A 19,332-nucleotide genomic window follows, 5' to 3' on the forward strand; every position below is an offset into this window, starting at 1 on the left:
ACGCGCCCCTCGACGAGGCTGGCGACCCCACCGAGAAGTTCGCGGCCTTCCGCGAGGTCATAGCCAAGTACGCGGCGGTGCCGAGCGAGCCCGTTTCGGACCGTGCGCCCAAACTCGCCTTGCCTGCCGTCGAGTTGAACGAGAGCAGCTCCTGTGCACCACACCCCGGGCGGCTTCCGCACCCGTACGTACGTCGCCCGCGTCACCCAGCGGTGCTCACTCTGGCTCTTTTCCTCGCACCTCTCCTCGGATTGCGGGCTGCGCCTCGTCGGTCCGGACTGAGGTTGGTGGTACCGGGCCCTCTGCCGACGCACTGATTTCCGCCTCAGGCACCTCCATTGCTGGAGGATGCTACGAATTACCGTTCGCGTTGAACACTTCGCGAGTCTGTTCCGTATGTAGCCCGGTGCTTCTCCTTTAGCCAGCGCACGTTGACCACCGGCAGTGAAACATAGGAGTTCCATTGAGACGTACAGTGCGAAGACGCTCAAAGCGGGGCAGAAGGGCAGTCGTTGCCTCGATCGCGCTCATGCTGGGCGGGGGTGGTCTCATCGCTGTCAACTCCTACGCCTCCGCCGGCGAAGGAGAGGGGCCCTGGCCAGCCGAATGGAACGGGCAACAGCAGAATCAGACCCAGAGCGCAGGCGCAGGCCCCTCCGCGTCCACCATCAAGTGTCCTGAGGTGGCAAACGGGCTTCCCGAGGTGCCGGATGGGGCCAGGCCGGAGGTCGACCGCGAACTTGCCACGCTGGACAGCCAGATCACCGAGGCGTACCAGAAGTTCGTCGAGGAGAAGGAGCAGATAGAACAGGATCCGCAGTTCGCCCAGAACACGGTCCTCGGACCGCTGAAGGACAAGCGCGCAGCGAGCATCGACCGCATAGCCACAGCCATCAGCCGTGTGGCCGGGCAGCGCCCGCAGGGACTGGAGTCAATGGCTCCTTGCATTCTGCAAGCGGATGACACAGACGGGGCCAACGCCGGCGGGGACAACGGCCAGGGGCAGGCCCCGGGCGACGACCAGAACAACAGCAATGGCGACGGGGACAAGGGAAACGACGGCCAGCAGAACGGCAACAGCGGCCAGGCGGGCAACGGTCCCGAGGTGAACGACTTCGTCGACATCCAGTCCGTCCGGCCCAATGTCCAGGTTCCCAGCACGCTGCGCGATGCCTCACGCGGCAGCTTCTCCACCGACTGCGGTGTGAACGCGAACGGCAAGTTCAACCCGGACAACGTGATCGTCGCACCGGGTGTGAGCAATGGCGCGCACCATATGCATGACTACGTGGGGAACCAGGCCAACGACGCCTTCGCGAGCGACGACGATCTCGCCAACGGCGCCACCACGTGTCGCAATCAGGGCGACAAGTCAACTTACTACTGGCCGGTGCTGCGTGTGCAGGACGGTGAGAACGAGGCCGACGCCGACGCGGACGGCGGAGGCAAGGACAAGAATGTCGGCGAAATCCAGACCCCGGCCCAGGTCACGTTGAACTTCGTCGGAAGCCCGGTCAGCAAGGTCTCGGCCATGCCGCGATTCCTGCGCATTATCACGGGTGACGCCAAGGCCTTTGTCAACGGTGACAAGAATGCCAACGCGTCCTGGAGCTGCACCGGCTTCGAGAACCGCCAGCTGAAGGACAAGTACCCGATCTGCCCCGAGGGCAGCCAAGTCGTCCGTACCTTCAAGTTCCAGAGCTGCTGGGACGGTCAGAACACCGACAGCGCCAACCACCGCACGCACGTGGCCTTCGCCGACCAGAACGGCGGCTGCCCCAACGGCTTCCGGGCCATTCCGCAGCTCGTGCAGCGGATCATCTACGACGTGCCACGGCCGGACTTCGACGGGGATAACCCTGCGGTGTTCGCTGTCGACTCCTTCCCCGAGCAGCTGCACAAGCCGGTCACCGATCACGGCGACTTCATCAACGTCTTCGACGACAACCTCATGCGGGAGGTGGTGCGTTGCATCAACGACGGACGAGAGTGCGGTCCGGGCGACCCGCCGGCCGATGACGTGGAGAAGCCCGAGGCTACGGTGCAGCCGGGGGCGGCCACACCGGATGTCCAGGACGCGCCCGACGGACCCGACGTGGAGAAGCCCGAGGCTACGGTGCAGCCGGGGGCGGCCACACCGGATGTCCAGGACGCGCCCGACGGACCCGACGTGGAGAAGCCCAAGGCTACGGTGCAGCCGGGGACGGCCACACCGGATGTCCAGGACGCGCCCGACGGACCCGACGTGGAGAAGCCCAAGGCTGCCGTGCAGCCGGGGACGGCCACACCGGATGCTCAGAACACGCCCGACGGACCCGCCGACGTGGAAAAGCCCAAGGCTGCCGTACAGCCCGGCACCGCCACACCCGACACCCAGAACACGCCCGACGGAGCCGGTGAGAACAGCCTGGCGCCTGCCGACGGCGGAGAGAGGCAGGCCGGACAAGGTGGGCTAGCCGCTACTGGCACCCAGCTCTGGCCCTCTGCGGCCGGCGCTGTGCTGCTGATTGCAGGCATTGTGCTTCTCCGGACACGCACCCGCCGTGAGACGGCCCGTCATCGATGAAGACGGTTCCACTCCGGCCCTGGCCGGACCCGCAGCGCGGGTCCGGCCAGGGCCGATGCTCATCTCGGACCGTCCAGTACGCCCGTGCCGCAGCCGTTCGCCGAGCCCGTGGCCGGAAAGAAGGAGACTGGCCAGCTCGGACGGCAAGCCACAGCCCAAACGCTGCTCGGCCGCAGCCAGCTCGGCGGCGTCAACGGAAGGCCTGAACTCCGCTCGGGGAATACCTGGGCTGCAACCTCTCTCCACATCGACGCAGCCTAGACGGCCAAACGCCCCACGCTAGGGCCGACAGCCGACAGCCGACAGGTTAAGGAACAAGCTAAGAGGTCGTTTTCTCCCGTGGTTTCATCCCGTGATGCGGGTTTGATCCGGTGATGTCGGGTCGCGCCAGGAGATGGTGGCCTCGCCGGTGAGGCGGCGGGCCATCAGGTCGGTCATGGCCAGGTGGATCATGGCTTCGGAGCGGGTCGGAAGTGTTTCGTAGTCGCGGGCCAGGCGGCGGTGCAGCATGAGCCAGCCGTAGGTCCGCTCGACCGTCCACCGCTTCGGGATCGGGGCGAAGCCCTTGGTTCCCGGGGCGCGTTGAACGATTTCGAGGTCGATGCCGAGGGCGGCGGCGTGGTCGACGAAGTGCTTGCGGTAGCCTCCGTCGACCCAGACCTTGCGCAGTCCGGGGTGGTCGACAGCGGCTTGGTCGAGGAGCTGTCGGCCGGCGGTGGAGTCCTGGACGCCGGCCGCAGTGACCAGCACTGCGAGCAGCAGGCCGAGGGTATCGGTGATGATGCTGCGTTTGCGGCCCACGATCTAATGGGCGGCAGTTGGGGTCGCTGAAGCCTATTGATCACTCGAGCGGTCAGCTCTATGTAAAGACCGGTTTGGTGGCCCCAGCTCTCTCGCCGCCGGTCGCCGGCGTCAGCACGATGCCTGCCTACGATCTGTGCTTCGAGCCCTCAAAGAAGACTGGCGCGTGCTGGCGCTCGCCATCGGCGGCGTGACCGATCAAGCCATCCACCCGATGATGATCGTGGTCCAAGTCCCCTGCGGGGACTACCTCTCACGTGCTCGGGAGCCCTCGAGCTCCTGCCCAGACCGAGGACCCCGCAGGTCGCTGGGGTCATGAACGGCTAATCGGATGTCGGGCCTCTGAGCCCTTCCATTAGGGAGACGCATGCCCCGCATGGCTGTGACCAGCCACAACATAGGTCCAATAGCAAAGGGTGAGGCGAGTGGGAGCATTCTGCGGCATCGACTGGGCCAGCGACCACCACGACATAGCTGTCGTTGACGAGACGGGATCACTGCTGGCGCGTGCTCGCATCGATGACACCGCAGCTGGCCTCGACCAGCTGCTGCGGATCCTCGCGGAGCAGGGCGACACCCCGCACCACCCTGTCCCCGTGGCCATCGAGACCTCACTAGGTCTCCTGGTCGCCTCCCTGCGGGCGACAGGCCGTCCCATCTACGCCATCAACCCGATGGCCGCAGCCCGGTATCGGGATCGACACACGGTCTCCCGCAAGAAGTCTGATCACCTGGATGCCATGGTGCTGGCGAACATCCTCCGCACTGATGCCGCAGCTCACCGTCAGCTTCCCGCGGACTCCGAGCTCGCCCAGGCTGTCGCCGTGCTCGCCCGCGCTCAGCAGGACGCGGTCTGGGACCGCACTCAGGCCGGCAACAAGCTGACCTCCCACCTGCGCGCGTACTTTCCAGGCTTTCTGGCTGCAGTCGGCAGACGGCGCGAGGGCATCTTCCACCCCATAGCCCGGACGCTCCTGGCCGCAGCCCCTACCCCTGGCCAGGCAGCAAGGCTCACCCGGACCCAGCTTCGGACCCTGCTGAAGAAGGCCGGGCGGAAGAACACCATCGACAAGGAAGTCGAGCGTCTTCACAGCGAGCTCCGGATCCCGCAGATGCGTCATCTACCTCTCGTTGAAGAGGCCATGGGACGGCAGACACTCGCGCTGCTACGGCAGTTGGAGGCCGCCTGTGTGAGTGCCGACGATCTCGCCGAAGCGTCGGTGCGGGCATTCGAGACCCACGCCGACGCAGAGATCATCACGAGCTTTCCGGGGCTGGGCCCGCTCAGCGGAGCCCGCGTCCTGGCCGAGATCGGCGATGACCGGAGCCGGTTCGCCGACGCGAGGGGCCTGAAAGCGTACGCAGGCTCCGCACCTGTCACCAGGGCGTCCGGCAAGAGCGTGTCCGTGATGGCCCGCAGGGTGAAGAACCAGCGGCTGGCAGGCGTCGGCTACATGTGGGCCTTCGCCGCGATGGCCCACTCGGACGGAGCACGAGCTCACTACGACCGGCGGCGGGAAGCCGGAGACCGCCACACGGCTGCCCAGAGGAACCTCTTCAACCGCATGATCGGCTGCCTGCACCACTGCCTAACTCATGGCCTCCCGTTCGACGAGACCGTTGCCTTCCCAACCCCGACAGAACCCCATCTGTCCCTTGCCGCTTGACAGTAAATCCGCATCGGATGTCTTCTTCCCCGCGTCGGTACCCTGACTCGTGACGGGAACGCTGGGGGCGGTCTTCACGCTCTGCGCATCGACCAGACAGGCGGACGGTTCGGTGTTCCGGCCCTCCTGCTCGCGCACCAACTCCCGCAGCAGACCGTTGAGCTGGGCGAAGATGCCGTTCTTCTGCCACTTGGCGAAGTAGCCGTAGACGGTGTTCCAGTTCGGGAAGTCGTGTGGCAGATAGCGCCACTGCACCCCGGTGCGGTCCACGTACAGGATCGCGTTCATGATCTCGCGCAAGTCGTGCTCGGGTGGACGGCCGAAGCCCAGGGCCCGGCCATGGCGTTCGTAGCGCCAGGCCGCCAGGACCGGCTCGATCAACTCCCAGCGGGCATCGGACAGATCACTTGGGTACGGAAGACGTTCGGTCATGACCTGGGCATACCGCCCGGGATCGAGTGCGCCCAGGCGTGCGCCCGCGACCGCGGAAGCACGGCCGCGGACCGGGCGTCATGGGATGAGACAGGCGCAAGCCGCCTGCTGCCCCCTGCGTCACACCATCCGGCTCTCACGGCTCAAAACCATGAGTCGCCACACCAGCACCGCATTCGAACACCTCGCAAACCCGAATGAATCAGGGTGCTAGAGATGAAAACGACCTCTCAGTCAGTGGATTAAAAGTCCAGGAAGGATCATGCCGGGCAGTATCGGCCACTCCTCCGTCGTCCTATTCCGCCTGGTCGGCGAGGTCCGCCTTGTCGGCCAGTCCAGCCGGTGACCGGGGTGCCAGCGCGTCCGCTCACGCATCCGGCCCTTCCCAGAGCGCAGGGCAAGGGGGCTGCACACTTGCCGAGACGCTCAGGAGCGAGCAGTGGGGCGGTGACGAGGCGCTTGGTGAGTGTTCGACTCACAGACTTGGCCCTGCCACCGGACGTGACTATCGGAGCGCTCGCGGCGAGCTCGCTTCCCAGCAGGAGTTGGCGGCCCTAGGGTGAAGTGGTCGCGCCCCCCAGCTGCCCTCATGAGCTCAGCATCAGTAGCCTCGGCGAAACGGTCAACGCGGCCTCAAAGTTGATCAGATGACCTCCAAGGAGCGCATGTGCCTCAGCTGATCCATTCTGCAGATGTCCGGCCCCGTGTCTCCTACAGAACGATCCTGGTAGGTCCGATCACCTTCGAGCGTGACCCCGAACAGGACAACCTCGTCAGGGTGCCAGGTGACGGGTTGAGCCTCATGTCCAGCGACAACGACTTCTATCCTCTTGTCCGCATGGAGGTTTGGGATGGCCCAGTCGCGATTCCAGAGGCAGCGTGGGATTACGAGCGTGAGTTTCACGGCCAACTAGACGCGCACCTAGGTGTGTTCGATCTCGACGGCTGCGAGTATGGCCAACTTTCACTACAAGAGGGCCGATATCATATTCGGCTGCTCTGCAAAGGCCGCGACCATGTCGAGGCTGCTTTGGTCCTGGAGGAATTTCCTCCAGGGGAACCTCATGAGGATCCCCTGGAGGCGTGGCTTCTGCAGTTGTGGCCCAGTGAGTAGCCACCCGGGCCCTGCCCGCCGGCTTGGACTACTGGGCAGGCTTTCGCTTACGCACCGCCTGTTGGCGGCATCTGGAAGGTGATGAAGCGAGGCTTGTAGATGCTGGGGTCACGGTAGTGGGCGGACTCAGTCGTCACGCCATTGAGGAGCTCGGTCCTGCCGTCCACGCTCGGCTCGACCAGGCAAGCCGCGAAGAGTGCCCGCGGTCAGAGCCTCGCGCTGCCACCGCCTTGCTCGCGCCATCTGCCATGGCGGCCTGGGCCAGATCCGGCAGGCATACCGCGACGGGCCGGAAGATCAATTGGCCAGCCTGGGGCTCGTTCCGCTCCCGGGGAGCGCGCGGCTCGATGCCGGTGCTCTTGACCGCCTTGGCGAACTGGGCGTCGAACCGCTCCTGCCGAGCGACGCGGCCGAGTTTCGCTGGTCCGCAAGCGAGACGGTTTCATCTGCAGGCCCGAGGGCGATGTTCCTCCTCGGCATCGCTGCTCCTTGCAGTTGTCAGAATCGCGTTCGCGACAACCTCGAAGAGGCGATCGGCGCGTGGCGCGAGCGAGGGTTGATCGCCGAGCCAAGCGAGCATGGCTACCAACGCAAACAAATCGGCGCCATCGATATCGCTCCGCGCCATGCCCGCGGCCTGGGCACGGGTGAGGAGCCGCGCACCGGCTGCGCGCAGGGTGACGCACGAAGCGTGGAGTGCGGATTCGGTGTCCTCGATGGCGGCAGCCATCAGCACGGTCACGCCCCGATACTCGGTCGTCCACGCGACGCAGTCGCGTAGCCACGAGACGAGAGCGTCTTCGGGCGAGCTCGACGTCTGGAGCTCGCCTGCCTTTGCCGTCAGTTCGTCGAAGCTCGTACGGAGCAGGGCGTCGAGCAGCGCCTCGCGCGTCGGGAAGTGACGCAGCAGCGTCGCGAGCCCGACATCGGCCCTGCGCGCGATGTCGCGCAGTGACACGTCGACGCCTTGCTCGGTGATGGCGGTGCCCGCTACTGCGAGCAGGTGGTCGCGGTTCTTCCTGGCGTCGGCCCGCATCTGTCCCTCTTGACTTCCGGATCAGTGGTCCATATATTCGGATCAGTGGTCCAGAAAAACGGACCATTGGTTCACTTAGTTTACCCCGCGAGAGACGCAGGAGAGAGCTGTGCCAAAACGGACCATGAAAGCGATCCGGCTGCACGAGTTCGGCGGCCCTGAGGTGCTGCGTCATGAGGAGGTGCCGGTTCCCGAGCCGGGGCCGGGTGAGGTGCTCGTGCGCGTGCACGCGGTCGGCATCAACCCTCCTGACTGGTACGCGCGCGAAGGAATGCCCGACATACCCCCCGAGCTCAAGCCCCCGTTCCACCTCCCCCTGATTCCGGGGACCGACGTCTCAGGCGTCGTGGAAGCCGTCGCCGCCGACGTCAACGGCTTCGCGGTCGGAGACGAGGTGATCGGCCTTCTGCGCTTCCCCACCGTTCTCCAGAGCAGCGCGTACGCCGAGTACGTCACCGCGCCGGCGTCCGACCTCGCCCGCAAGCTGGCCGGCATCGACCACGTGCACGCCGCCGCCCTGGCCATGTCGGGGTTGACGGCGTGGCAGTTCTTGATCGAGCTCGGGCACGATCATCCCTCGCCGTTCCAAGAAGCCCAGCACCGCCCGATGGCACTCGACAGCGAGAGCACGGTGCTCATCAACGGCGCTGCCGGTGGCGTGGGGCACCTCGCTCTCCAGCTGGCCAAGTGGAAGGGGGCCCGCGTCATCGCCGTGGCCTCCGGAGCCCATGAGACGTTCCTGCGCGAGCTCGGCGCCGACGAGTTCATCGACTACACCAAGGAGCGGCCCGAGGAGGTCGTCCGTGACGTCGACCTGGTCCTGGACACCGTCGGGGGTCCCGACAGCAGGCGCTTCCTGCGCACCCTCAAGCGCGGCGGGTCCCTCTACCCGGTGTACTTCGGCCAGTTCGACGACGAGGAGAACGCGGAGCTGGATGTCACGGTCACGGCCGCCCAGGTCCGCTCGAGCGGCGCGCAGCTCGCCGAACTGGAGAGCTTGCTGGACGCGGGGAAGATTAGCGTCGCGATCGACAGCACGTTCCCGCTCGCGGATGCCCGGGCGGCGCACGAGCGCGCCGCCCGGGGGCACATCCAGGGCAAGATCGTGCTCACGGTCGCTTAGCCCGGATCCACCGGTGGGTGATGGCGTGGTCTGCTGGTGGTGGTCGGCTGTGGTTCGGAGAGTGTTGGGTGGTTGAGGACGTGCGGTATCTGCCGGTCTGCCGGCTTCTCCAAGACCCTCGGACGTAGGTGTGTTGGGTTAGGGCTTCAGCCGTGTCGTGGCAGTGCGGTGATGGCCGTGAGGGCGTGTGTGAATGCGTCGGCCCACGGCCAGCGGGCGGGAAGTCGTAGCCGTAGTCGTCGGGCTGTGTGCACGAGGCGGCCCGGGATGGTGAACAGGGTGCGCTGGAGGGTGGCGGTGGTGGCTCGGGTGAGGCCGTGTCCGGCAAGGATGCCGACGGCTCGACCGAGGTTGTGGGCCATGGCTGCCAGCGCGAGCCAGGCCGCGTTCGCGGTGAAACGCCCTGATGGAAGGTGGGCCAGGCCGGCGGACTTCAGCTCGGCGATGGTCTGCTCAACCACCGCGTGTCGGCGGTGATCGGCCTCGAGCTCGGTGACGTCGCCGACCCGGTCGGTGACGAACGCGTGGTGGTCGTAGGTGGTGAACAGGGCCAGCTGGGAGCCGGGGGTGGGACGGACGCGGCGCACGATCAGCCGCACCGTGACCGGTGGCTTGGTGTGTGCAAAGCAGGTGTAGGTGATCTCGGCGACGTCCGCGCCGGAGACCTCGGGGGTGGACAACCAGTACGGGATCGGTGTCCATGCGTTGTCGGGGATGGCGGCGATGGCGGCCTTGATTTTGGGGTCCTGGCGGACGGTGATGGAGAACGCGACGAGCGGATGATGGCCGAAGGTCTTCTTCCAGGTCGCAGTGGCGTCCTGCTTCTCGGAGCGTGCGAGCACCAGCACCCCGTCGATGTCCACACTGCTGCCGGCGGCCGGACTACACTCACCGGCCAGCTCCCAGACCCGCGTGCGTACTTCGGCCCGTGCCGAGCGGTTCGCCATCAGGGCTTTCGGTCCGGACGCGGCGAGAGCGCCGACGAGACGGGAGACTGTCGGATCGGACGCCACCGGCCCGAGCATGTCGGGCTCGGCCCGCAGCATGGCGACATCGGCCAGGCAGTCCCCTCCCATAGCCGTCGCGAGCGCGACGTCCAGCAGCGCTTTGCCCGGGTCGTGCACCGTCCGCGGCTTGCGCCATGGTGCCAGTGCCGCCGATATCGCAGTGTCCAGGCCGGACTTACGGACCGTCTCGACCAGCAGCACCGCCCCGGCTTGCGAGACCACCCCGCCGCCACCGCCCTCGACGCGGACACGCGGGTACAACCCGATACGCTTGCTCACCTGGAGAGTGCTTCTTTCCGTGCAGCCGACAGGACCCTAGATAAGTCCCATCGTTGCAGGTCAGAAGCACTCTTCGCTTATTTGATCAAGGCATGGACGAGCACGCTCATGAAAGCGCGAGGCTAGGAGACAGCCATGTAGGTCACCCGCGGTGGAGTTGCTGAACCTTCTCCTGGTGGCTGCTGGTGAAGTCTGGGTCTGTATAGACATGGAGCTTGCAGATCAAGTGACCTCGGAAGGTGAACACGTTACAGAACAGACCTCTGGAGATTTCGCCGTCGGGCCACGTGCGGCCTTCCCGAGTGGTGCCCCATTCGCGACCTTCAACGATCACACGATCCCCACTCGTCATGATGTCCAGGCCGTCGATGTCATGTTCGAGACGTTCAAGGTCGAGCCGTCGAGCCAACTCGGCAATAGCGTCCTTCCCATGTCCGAAACCGAACTTGGGGAAGTAGAACTCAATGTCATCGGTGTAAATATCGGAGAAGCGTGGGTCTCCCCGGTCCACTCGCCTGAAGTGCTCCCGGACGGTCTCATGGGGCTTAGCCAGCGCTTCATAGTTCATGTTCTTGCTCAAGGCTGCCATGCTCTTCTCATTTCCGATGTCGATGTCGATCGTGGTCGGTGAAGGTTTGACTGCGTGCACCATCATGAGTGGGATCAGTCTGTTAAACCCCCGTGTAGGAACGAGCGGGGACAGCCGGCTGGGCTGCCCCCGCTCGTGCTCGTACCTACATGGCTACCAGGACACTTCCCCGTCCTCGTCCTGAAAAGTTCCTGTCGGGCCGTCCGCGTCGAGAGTTGCCAAACGCACGACTACCCTGGCACTCACCTCCGGTGCCCTTCCGATTCCGAACGCCGCGGTCAGGTCGGTCGCGGTGGTGCCGGGCTCAACTGCGTTGAACTTGATGCCCGGTTGGGACTTGGCGTACTGAACCGTCAGCATGGTGGCTGCCGACTTCGAGGCGGAGTAGAGCGCCAACGGCAAGCTGAATTCCGGCCGGTCCGGATTGGTCACTGCCCAGAACGATCCGGCGCTGCTCGAGACGGTGACCACGGTTGGATTCGAGGATTTACGCAGGAGGGGAAGTGCCGCCTCCGTGACGCGCACGATTCCCACCGCGTTGGTGTCGAAGGCCCGGAGGGCCGTGGGGCCGCCCGTGACTCCGTCCCCCAAGATACCTGCGTTGTTCACAAGGACATCGAGTCGGCCCTCGGCCGAACCGATCGTCGCCAGCGCGCTGCTCACCGATGCGTCGTCGGTCACATCGAGCTGCACGAATCGCGCGCCGAGCGCTGCCGCGGCCTTTTCACCTCGCTCGACGTCACGCGCGCCGATGTAGACAACGTGGCCCAACGCCAGAAGCTGTTTGGCTGTCTCGAAACCGATGCCCTTGTTGGCCCCGGTGATCAGTGTGACGGTCATGCCTTTCCTCCAGAATCAAGTGGCCCGAGTTGGCCGTAATCGGTGTCCGGACTGTTTTCCGCGTTGCTGTTGCCGATCCGGGAGGTCAGCCGGTCAGCTGCCGGCGCATTTCGCCGGCGTCGTGTAGGGCCGTCATATGCACGAACCGCCCGTCGCGGACCTGATAAATGGCGTATTCGACGATCTCGAACGAGGCGCCGGTGGGGGCCACGCCGAGCCACTCTTTCACCGGAGTACCCGTGTTGATCAGACGCGCGGCCAGACGGTCACCGTCGAAGAGCACTTCCTTGAGCTCCCAGTGGAGGTCCGGAACCGCGTCCACGTCTCGCCTCTGAACCGCGAGAAGGTCGTCCCGGGTGGCCGGCTCACCGTTCAACGTGGTCCGGTCGTTGATGAATTCGTTCATACCGTCGAACTTGTGGGCGTTGAGCTGCTCGATATAGCGGAGGTAGAACGCGCGCAGATCGTTGTCAGACATGAGGACGGCCTTCTGTGTGGCAGCCCCCGAAACGGGGCCACAACGGGGATATGGAAATTCAGCTGCGCCGCGCTCTCGTCAAATTGACGATCAACTCGTCGCGGGTCTGATGCGCAAGCTCGGTCCAGGCAGGTTGACCGGGAGCGCTGCGCCAGGATTCGCTCAGCGGACTGTTTTCTACGGTGTCGAAACCAAACTGGTCGTACAGCCGCGTCACGAGGTCAACGGCTTGCGGGAAATCGCTTGAGGTCGGTAGCGCCAGCCGGTCGGGGGCGCCAGGTGGGCGACCAGCGGTGGTAATGCGGGGGGCTTGAATATGAGTGAAGGCCTGGACGACTTTTGAATTTGGGAGGTGCTCTTGGCGCAGTTCGTGCACTGTCTTCTTGCCCGAGTCAATGACTGGAATGTGGCCGTCGCGCCAGATCATGTAGTTGTTCGTATCCAGCACGATCTTGCCTGCAAGCTCTTCGACTGGCATGTCGTTGACGACTTTGAGAGGTACGGCCACGACGGCGAAATCGCCGGCTTCTGCGGCATCCGCGGCGCGTGCGGCGCGTGCTGACGGGCCGAGTTCAGTGATGAGGTTCTTCAGGGTCTCGGGCCCCCGCGAGTTGGCAATGACGACTTTGTATCCGTTTGATATGGCCGCACGGGCGATCTGGCTGCCGACCTCGCCCGCGCCAATGATCCCGATCGTTGTCATAGGTAGTTCCGCCTCTCGGAATTTGATGGGGATGTTCGTCAGCCGGGCGCCGCCGTCCTCGCTGGATGTGTGGTCATGGGACTCAGATCTGGTTCAGGCCGCCGTCGACGTACAGGCTCGAACCGGTGATGAAGCTGCTCTGCTCGGAGGCGAGGAAGGCCACGGCGGCGGCGACCTCCTCCGGGCGCCCGAGCCGGCCCAGCGGCACACATGCCGCCAGTTGCCGCTGGAACCGCTCCGGGTCGGGAGTGAGCGCCGACAGGGCAGGGGTGTCGGTCGGGCCGGGCGTGACGGTGTTGACCCGGATGCCGCGGCCCTTGAGTTCGCCTGCCCAGGTCCGGGCGAACGACCGGGTGGCGGCCTTGGTCGCCGCGTACACGCCGAGCGCCTCGTCGCCGACGTCCACGTTGGTGGAGCCGTTCAGGATCACCGAGGCGCCGTCGTTGAGCAGTGACAGCGCCTTCCTGACGGTGAACAGCGTGCCCCGCACGTTGATGCCGAAGAGGGTGTCGAAGTGCTCCTCGGTGACCTCCTCAAGCGTCACGAGCTCGGCGACGGAGGCATTCGCGAACAGTACGTCCAGGCCCCGCCCCCGGCTGCGGATCGTCTCGTAGAGCCGGTCCAGATCGGCCAGGTTCGAGATGTCGCCGGTCACCGCGGTGGCCGCTGAACCGATTGCCTCGACGGCCGCGTCGAGTTCGGTCTTGCGGCGGCCGGTGATGAACACATGCGCACCCTCGGCCGCCAGCCGCACGGCGCTGGCCAGGCCGATTCCGGTGCTGCCCCCGGTGACGAGAGCGGTCTTCCCCTCAAGCAACCCCACGTGAACAGCCTCCTTCGACTTCTGCAGCGATCGCCGCAGAAGTCGAACGGTAGCACTTCCGCATCGATCGATGCGGAAGAGGTAGACTGCGGGGGTGGAGACGAAACAGAGCGGCCCCATCGGCCGACCGCGAGGGTTCGACGCCGACGAGGCTCTCGAACGGGCCATGCTGGTCTTCTGGGAGCACGGCTACGAGGGCGCCAGCCTGGCCTGCCTGACGAATGCGATGGGCATCTCCACCACCAGCATGTACGCGGCCTTCGGCAACAAGGAGGCGCTGTTCCGCAGGGCCCTGGAGCGCTACACCGAAGGCCCGAGCGCCTACCTGCCCCGGGCCCTGGAGGAGCCGACCGCCCTCGGCGTCGCCACCGCGATCCTGGCCGGCACCGTTCGAACCACCACCCGCCCGGCCCATCCCAACGGCTGCCTGGGCGTCCAGAGCGCCCTGACCGTCAGCGACTCGGGGCGGGAAGTCCGTGAGCTTCTCGTCGCCTGGCGCGACAGCGGCTACTCCCTCATCCGAGAGCGGTTCCAGCGAGCCGTCGACGACGGCGACCTGCCCCCGGAGACCGATCCGGGGCTACTGGCCCGCTACCTCACCGCCCTGGGGTACGGCATCGCCGTGCAGGCCGCGAGCGGTGTGGGCCGCGACGAACTCCAGGAGATGGCCGACGCCACCCTGCGCAACTGGCCGCTCTCCTGAGAACTGCCCCTGTTCACCTTTCGGCCACCCCTCAGAGTCTGACGCGGCCGGGGATCTTGGGAGAGCCCTGGTCTGCCGGGCGTCGTTAGGGTGTGTCAACTTGACGGCCCTGGCTCACATTCGGTGGTGACTGAGCGTGGTGGCGGGTTTTAGTCATGACGTACGAAGTGTCAACGAGCTTGTAAACGTTGCGTTCTCGGGACTGCCGCCGCTGGTCGTTGAGGAGGTAGCCAGCGAGGGTGAGAGGATCCTGGTGCGAGCTCGGACGCCGGGTGATCTGCTTCCGTGCCGGCCAGGGCACCTGGATCGTCCCACGCGTGGCTGCCGCCATACCTTCCGCGAGCAGGCGCTCGGGGTGCTGGACCGATACCAACGGCGTACTGCTCGTCCGACCAGGCAAGTCAAGGCCGCGGTCAAGGAGTTAGCAAGCCGGGCAGGGGTCCGCCTGCTGGCGGCACTCGCGGTGGACTTGTCGCATCACACCGTTCTGCGCACGCTTCTGCGCATACCGCTGCCGCCCCGCAAGTACCCCGCGTATCGGCGTCGGCGTCACTGCTATGCCACCGTGGTGATCGCGCCGAGACCCAGGGGCGAATCGACGTGCTGCCCAACAGCACGGCGACACCCTGGAGGCGTGGCTGCCTGCTCATCCGGGCGTCGAGGTCGTGTGCCGTGACGGCTCGGCCATCTATGCCGCGGCCATCCGCCGAGCAATGCCCGACGCGGTGCAGGTCGCTGTCATGTGTGGCACAACCAGCGCGAAGCCGCCCTGAGCGGAGTGAAAGCACACACCGCCCACATCTCGGCCTTCGCTCAGCCCCTTGTATGCGCCCAAGGAAACACTGATGCCCTTAGCCGCGATCGTTCATGAGTCCTCGTCGGTTTGCTGACGGGGACTCTGTGTTTGTGTGGGGCGGTCTTTTCGGTGCTGGGGCAGGCCGAGGCCCGGCTCTCGCGTCGGGCGGGGCGCCGGGTTCCACTTCACCGGTGCGGTGGTGCAGGTTGTCGGGACGGTCGAAGTGGCTGGTCAGCCGGGGTTCGGCAGGGCGTGGAGCCTGACGGTCGCGTGGCTGATGACGGTGGTCCAGGGCCATCGTGCGGGCAGGCGGAGCCAGCGGCGGCGGCCGGTGTTCACGAGCTGCGCGGCGGCGGAGAACAGCTGCAGGCGGAGCTTCTTGGGTTCCCAGCGGCGGGCCTCGCCGGTCAGCGCGAGCATCGGCATCCAGGCGAGGAGGCCGAGTGCGAGGGAGACGATCTCCAGCCAGATCCGGTTCTGGGCCGTGTCGTGCAGGGGCAGGTTGCGCAGGCCGGTATCGCGGGCGCCTCGGATGCGGTCCTCGCAGCGGGCCCGGCGGCGGTGACGCAGTTCCAGGTCGGCGAGCTGGCCGCCCTTGGTGTTGGTGGCGAAGCAGGTGAGCCGGTTGCCGTCGATGTCGGTGAAGCGCAGCTGGGCGCCGGGGTGCGGGCGTTCCCTACGGACGATCAGCCGCATGCCCGTGGGCCAGGTGCTCAGGTCGCCCTGCTGCAAGGACGGATGGACGTGGGCGTTGTAGGAGATGATGTTTCCGTCCCCGTAGCTTCCGTACGGGCCTGGTTCCGGCATGCGGTAGACGAGATCGTGATCTACCCGAAAGGCATAGGGGCCATAGGGGTTGCAGCTGTGCCAGATGCGGATCTTGCCGCTGAACGCCTCGGTGCTGTCCTGGCTGATGAGTACGAACCCGCCGTTCCACGGGGTGACGCTGTACTCATTGGCGACACCTGTCAGCGATGTTGCCCCTTCGCGCTCGTCGCGCATCCAACTGCCTTCTTGCATGTCGAAGAACTGCCACTCGTCAGCCTTGCTCAGATCGGTTCCCTTGACACGAGCGACTCGCATCTTCTTGTTGATTGGGGCATCGGACAGACCGTAGATGTAGGTGTATCCATCGCCACTTCGGGACCTGCAGGCGGCCTCGCCGCCCACTGACCACCCGGCCGCGCAACCCTCTCGCTGTCCGGCCTATGTGGCCGCGGCATCGAGGAGCTCGATGAACCGCCGACCGAACAGGTAGGCATCTCCGGGCCAGCGCGCCGACAGATAGTTACAGTCCTGGACGGCGAACGCATGGGTGTCGTCGGAAGCGGTCCCGCGGGCGGTCAGTATTCTCGGACCGCGCTGGAACGACGCGGCCGGCGCGCTCAGCGCCGCCCTGACCTCGTCCTCGACGTAGGCGGGGTAGGTGCGGTAGTAACGGCCCAGCCGCCAGGCCGTGATCAGATACGCCGAGCGTTCCATGTACTTGGGCAGGCATGTCGTACGTCGGTCCGCAAGGACGCTGCGACCGCTCGCGGTGTCGATCGTCCGTGCCAGCACCAGAACGCCGTGGCAGATCGCGCCAACCGGCCGGCCCAGCGCCCAGAAGGTGGCGACCTGCTGCCGCAGAACCTCCGAGCCGAGGTACTGCCGCATCCCGGGTGCGTGACCGCCGGGCAGGATCAGACCGTCGAAGTCCGCCATCTCGAGGTCGGCCCAGGCCGCCGTCCGGGCGAACTCCTCGCTCTGCGTCAGGTCTTGGTAGCAGCGCCTGGCGTCGGGCTCGGCTCCGAGTTGCCCGAAGAGCACGCCGGTCAGCAGCCGCGGATCGGCAGCAGGCAGCGTGCCGGCGCGTTCGGTGGAGAAGACGACCTGGTGCCCCGCATCGGTGAGCAGGCGCCAGGGCACCGCCACCTCGGTGACGTCGAAATCGTGGTCAGGGACCGGAATCAGCACGCGCACCCGGCCATGATGGCATGCCCATGGCCACTCGGCGGGGACCCGGCAGGGACGTCGGCGTCCTGAGACGGTGCCGGTCGCCCAGGACCGGGCCCGGGGGTGCCCCTTTGCGGCTCGTCAGGAAAATCGGGCTGCGTTGAGAGGGGACACCGGGCAGCATGGGGGTGTCTGAGCGGTTGTGGGATGACGTCGCGTACTTCTTCGACCCTGATCTGATGGCTTCGCTGCCAAAGGTGCGTGTCCCGGATACCTCGATGGAGGACTGGCAGGCGGCCCTCGATCTCGTCGGTGAGAGCGGCTGGAAGTGCCAGTACTCGGAAGGCGGTGCCGTGCTGCCGGCGCCCCGGGCGAAGGGAGCGCTGTCCCGCCCGGCTGACGCCGAGTGCCCGGAACTGCGGGTCTGGCCTGCCGCCGAGGTGCTGGCGATCTTCCGCTTCCATGCGGCGGAGAAGATCGACTTCGATGTTGATCTGCGGGAGCTACAGGGCCAGGAGCGGCTCGATCGCGATCGGCTCCCGGCCGCCACCACACCCGGCACTACGCCCGGCAGACCCCCCGTGCCTCCTGTGCGACATCCCGTGGGTACCCCCTGAGCCCTACTGAGCCCCTGCGCCTGCGGCCAGGGAGTTGTTCCTCTCGTGTGCTCTGTGGTCTCGTGACGTAACTTCGGGATTCTTCGGAGCTGGAGCTGGAGCTGGAGCTGGAGCTGGAGCTGGAGCTGGAGCGGCTGCGCCGGCCGCCGACGCGGACGACGGGCACCGCGTTCGCGCAGTCGCTGGAGCGGGTCGATGAGATCGGCGCGTTCCAGCTGGGCCAGTTGACGCTGTCGCAGATGTCGCCGAACCGGCTCGCGCGCTGGCCCGGTACGGGCTGGGGTCCAAGGCCGCGAGCCTGGAGCGGGCTGCGGAGCCCAAGCGCCCGTGAAGCCGTGGGGTGACTCGGGGTAGACCCGGACCTCGACGTCATTGCCGGCCGCTGACAACCGACCTGCCAGCGCCAGGTTGTCTTCCACAGCGGCGTGACGTCCTGGTACTTCGCCTCAAGGGTCTTGCCGAACTCGGCACGGTCGGGGGCCGGGCACTTGCGCAGCAGGCTGGATACGGCGAACGCAGTGCCGTAGCGGGCGGCCGTCTCGGCAAATGCGAGCGCATCACGCATCTGCGGCACCCACCCCTCGTAGGTCTCATGGCGCTTACGGGACTCCAGGTGCCTGACCACCGTTATCAAGCCCTCCGGCACGCCCATGTCGAGCGCCAGATCCCAGTCGGTCGTGACCTCGAAGTGATGGTGAAACCGCGACAGCAGCGCCTCGCTGAGGCGGGCGAACTCGTCTCGCGTTCATCCGCACAACAGGGCGCGTGTGGGAGGAAACATCACGGACCAACCTTCTGTCGCTGTCCCGTACTTGAGCGGCCGAGATCGGTTCAACCACCGGCCGGACGACTCTCAGCCTGCACGACAACCATCGCGTCGCTATGAAGACCGGGAGGTACTCGCCGCCATCTTGTCGGTGCCACACCTGCGCAATCTTCGTTGCGCACCTTCAGGCAGCCTCGCAAGATGGCTCCTACGTGGCACATTTTCAGTCCATGGATTGGGTTTCGACGAGTGTCTGAAAGCGATGAGCAGCGCCAGGTCCTGGCCAATGCGGACGGTATTCCCGTTCTGACGTACCTGCAGGGTGTCCGTGAGGGGCACCCGTGGGCGGACCTGGCGGAGGTGGTGGGCCCTGATCCCGTGGAGGTCATCCTCTCCGAGTTGTCCGGATGGGCGCTTTCAGGATCGGTGGAGCTGGGCGAACAGCTGGTCCGTCGCGGTGCGCGAATCATGCGACAGGCCCACAGCATGGGCGGGATCTGGGCCCCGCCCCCTCCGAGTAGACCGCCCTCACCCTTCCAAGCGGGTTTCGCGCAGTCTCGTGCGACCGCGATGCCCGCGATCTGTTCCCCGCATGGCGCGCGGCTTTCCCACCCGACCACATAGATCACTACAACCTCAGCGAGGAAGAAGCATTGACCGCAGAGCTGGCGCCCCTGCTTGCGGGCAAGGTGCTCGGGCCGGTCATGCCGTGCAGTTCATTGGTGGTGGATGAGGCCGATCACGTTTGGTAGGACGACTTGCTGAACGGGAGCGTGCTCGACTTCGCAATGACCGTCTTGTCCAGGTCAAAGAAGACTGCTGTGCGGGGCAAGGAGCGGCCTTCCCCGAACCCCGGTCATATGGGCCCCGCCATTCGGCGTAAGGGGGGCGCGTGGGTCTGCCTGAGAGGACTCTCGGGTACGGCGTGGAAGTCACGGATCGTTCGTGACCGTGCTAACCCCGACTAGTAGTGCTTCGTTAGGTCGGGGGCTGTCTTCTTCTGCTGGGTGTGGTGGGTAGGGCGCGTCCGCAGGTGGTGCAGGTTCCGGCCCAGCAC

At 66.0% G+C, this 19,332-nt stretch carries 14 protein-coding genes and 8 pseudogenes; 9 read left to right on the forward strand and 13 right to left on the reverse strand.

Annotated features, from left to right (window positions below; all coding sequences use genetic code 11):
* Positions 1 to 317: pseudogene (locus tag ACFYWY_RS37040) on the forward strand (hypothetical protein); the annotation flags it as partial.
* 365 nt (positions 318 to 682) lie between these two features.
* The gene (locus tag ACFYWY_RS37045; protein WP_389195555.1) at positions 683 to 2,566 is read left to right on the forward strand and encodes a DUF1996 domain-containing protein; all 1,884 of its coding nucleotides are present in this window, start codon (positions 683 to 685) and stop codon (positions 2,564 to 2,566) included.
* Positions 2,567 to 2,911: 345 nt separating this feature from the next.
* On the opposite strand, the pseudogene ACFYWY_RS37050 reads toward ACFYWY_RS37045, so the two are convergent.
* Positions 2,912 to 3,370, reverse strand: a pseudogene (locus ACFYWY_RS37050) (transposase); the annotation flags it as partial.
* Positions 3,371 to 3,792: 422 nt separating this feature from the next.
* On the opposite strand from ACFYWY_RS37050, the gene ACFYWY_RS37055 reads away from it, so the two are divergent.
* A complete protein-coding gene (locus tag ACFYWY_RS37055; protein WP_389195558.1) occupies positions 3,793 to 5,034 on the forward strand; it encodes an IS110 family transposase in 1,242 nt (413 codons plus the stop codon).
* 21 nt (positions 5,035 to 5,055) lie between these two features.
* Here the strand turns inward: ACFYWY_RS37055 and ACFYWY_RS37060 are convergent.
* Positions 5,056 to 5,466 (reverse strand): annotated as a pseudogene (locus ACFYWY_RS37060) (transposase); the annotation flags it as partial.
* A gap of 667 nt (positions 5,467 to 6,133) precedes the next feature.
* Here ACFYWY_RS37060 and ACFYWY_RS37065 point away from each other — a divergent pair.
* The gene (locus tag ACFYWY_RS37065; RefSeq protein WP_389195561.1) at positions 6,134 to 6,580 is read left to right on the forward strand and encodes a hypothetical protein; all 447 of its coding nucleotides are present in this window, start codon (positions 6,134 to 6,136) and stop codon (positions 6,578 to 6,580) included.
* 442 nt (positions 6,581 to 7,022) lie between these two features.
* On the opposite strand, the gene ACFYWY_RS37070 is transcribed toward ACFYWY_RS37065, so the two are convergent.
* Positions 7,023 to 7,616 (reverse strand): TetR/AcrR family transcriptional regulator, encoded by a 594-nt coding sequence (locus ACFYWY_RS37070; RefSeq protein ID WP_389195564.1) that lies wholly within the window; start codon positions 7,614 to 7,616, stop codon positions 7,023 to 7,025.
* Between the two features lie 124 nt (positions 7,617 to 7,740).
* Here ACFYWY_RS37070 and ACFYWY_RS37075 point away from each other — a divergent pair, with 124 nt between their 5' ends.
* Complete coding sequence (locus ACFYWY_RS37075; protein ID WP_389195588.1) at positions 7,741 to 8,739, forward strand: NADP-dependent oxidoreductase; 999 nt, start codon at positions 7,741 to 7,743, stop codon at positions 8,737 to 8,739.
* 146 nt (positions 8,740 to 8,885) lie between these two features.
* Here the strand turns inward: ACFYWY_RS37075 and ACFYWY_RS37080 are convergent, their stop codons facing one another.
* The 6 genes from ACFYWY_RS37080 to ACFYWY_RS37105 all read right to left on the reverse strand — a co-directional run bounded on the left by ACFYWY_RS37080 (position 8,886) and on the right by ACFYWY_RS37105 (position 13,458).
* Positions 8,886 to 10,025: a transposase gene (locus ACFYWY_RS37080; RefSeq protein WP_389195567.1), complete on the reverse strand. Its 1,140-nt coding sequence runs from the start codon at positions 10,023 to 10,025 to the stop codon at positions 8,886 to 8,888.
* A 142-nt stretch (positions 10,026 to 10,167) separates the two neighbouring features.
* Positions 10,168 to 10,680, reverse strand: a complete 513-nt coding sequence (locus ACFYWY_RS37085) for a nuclear transport factor 2 family protein (protein ID WP_389195570.1) — start codon at positions 10,678 to 10,680, stop codon at positions 10,168 to 10,170.
* An 87-nt stretch (positions 10,681 to 10,767) separates the two neighbouring features.
* Positions 10,768 to 11,454, reverse strand: a complete 687-nt coding sequence (locus tag ACFYWY_RS37090) for an SDR family NAD(P)-dependent oxidoreductase (protein WP_389195572.1) — start codon at positions 11,452 to 11,454, stop codon at positions 10,768 to 10,770.
* A gap of 85 nt (positions 11,455 to 11,539) precedes the next feature.
* Positions 11,540 to 11,932 (reverse strand): ester cyclase, encoded by a 393-nt coding sequence (locus ACFYWY_RS37095; protein WP_389195575.1) that lies wholly within the window; start codon positions 11,930 to 11,932, stop codon positions 11,540 to 11,542.
* Between the two features lie 58 nt (positions 11,933 to 11,990).
* Positions 11,991 to 12,677: an NADPH-dependent F420 reductase gene (locus tag ACFYWY_RS37100; protein ID WP_389195591.1), complete on the reverse strand. Its 687-nt coding sequence runs from the start codon at positions 12,675 to 12,677 to the stop codon at positions 11,991 to 11,993.
* 40 nt (positions 12,678 to 12,717) lie between these two features.
* On the reverse strand, positions 12,718 to 13,458 hold the full coding sequence (locus ACFYWY_RS37105; protein WP_389195578.1) for an SDR family NAD(P)-dependent oxidoreductase: 741 nt from the start codon (positions 13,456 to 13,458) through the stop codon (positions 12,718 to 12,720).
* A 94-nt stretch (positions 13,459 to 13,552) separates the two neighbouring features.
* Here ACFYWY_RS37105 and ACFYWY_RS37110 point away from each other — a divergent pair, with 94 nt between their 5' ends.
* Both ACFYWY_RS37110 and ACFYWY_RS37115 read left to right on the forward strand, forming a co-directional pair.
* Complete coding sequence (locus tag ACFYWY_RS37110; protein ID WP_389195581.1) at positions 13,553 to 14,161, forward strand: TetR/AcrR family transcriptional regulator; 609 nt, start codon at positions 13,553 to 13,555, stop codon at positions 14,159 to 14,161.
* A 139-nt stretch (positions 14,162 to 14,300) separates the two neighbouring features.
* Positions 14,301 to 14,954 (forward strand): annotated as a pseudogene (locus ACFYWY_RS37115) (transposase); the annotation flags it as partial.
* A gap of 234 nt (positions 14,955 to 15,188) precedes the next feature.
* Here the strand turns inward: ACFYWY_RS37115 and ACFYWY_RS37120 are convergent.
* Both ACFYWY_RS37120 and ACFYWY_RS37125 read right to left on the reverse strand, forming a co-directional pair.
* A pseudogene (locus tag ACFYWY_RS37120) lies at positions 15,189 to 15,677 on the reverse strand (transposase); the annotation flags it as partial.
* 486 nt (positions 15,678 to 16,163) lie between these two features.
* Entirely contained in the window at positions 16,164 to 16,919 is a 756-nt protein-coding gene (locus tag ACFYWY_RS37125) for a type 1 glutamine amidotransferase domain-containing protein (RefSeq protein ID WP_389195583.1), read from the reverse strand.
* Positions 16,920 to 17,074: 155 nt separating this feature from the next.
* Between ACFYWY_RS37125 and ACFYWY_RS37130 the strand changes: the two genes are divergently transcribed.
* Both ACFYWY_RS37130 and ACFYWY_RS37135 read left to right on the forward strand, forming a co-directional pair.
* Complete coding sequence (locus tag ACFYWY_RS37130; RefSeq protein WP_389195585.1) at positions 17,075 to 17,509, forward strand: hypothetical protein; 435 nt, start codon at positions 17,075 to 17,077, stop codon at positions 17,507 to 17,509.
* Between the two features lie 122 nt (positions 17,510 to 17,631).
* Positions 17,632 to 17,834 (forward strand): annotated as a pseudogene (locus ACFYWY_RS37135) (hypothetical protein); the annotation flags it as partial.
* On the opposite strand, the pseudogene ACFYWY_RS37140 reads toward ACFYWY_RS37135, so the two are convergent.
* Both ACFYWY_RS37140 and ACFYWY_RS37145 read right to left on the reverse strand, forming a co-directional pair.
* Positions 17,833 to 17,928 (reverse strand): annotated as a pseudogene (locus ACFYWY_RS37140) (alpha/beta hydrolase); the annotation flags it as partial. The pseudogenes ACFYWY_RS37135 and ACFYWY_RS37140 overlap by 2 nt on opposite strands.
* Before the next feature lie 1,092 nt (positions 17,929 to 19,020).
* Positions 19,021 to 19,107, reverse strand: a pseudogene (locus ACFYWY_RS37145) (HAD-IB family hydrolase); the annotation flags it as partial.
* Positions 19,108 to 19,332: the final 225 nt, after the last annotated feature.

Origin of the sequence: Streptomyces sp. NPDC002870 (genome assembly GCF_042888505.1) — a bacterium.
GTDB lineage: Bacteria > Actinomycetota > Actinomycetes > Streptomycetales > Streptomycetaceae > Streptomyces.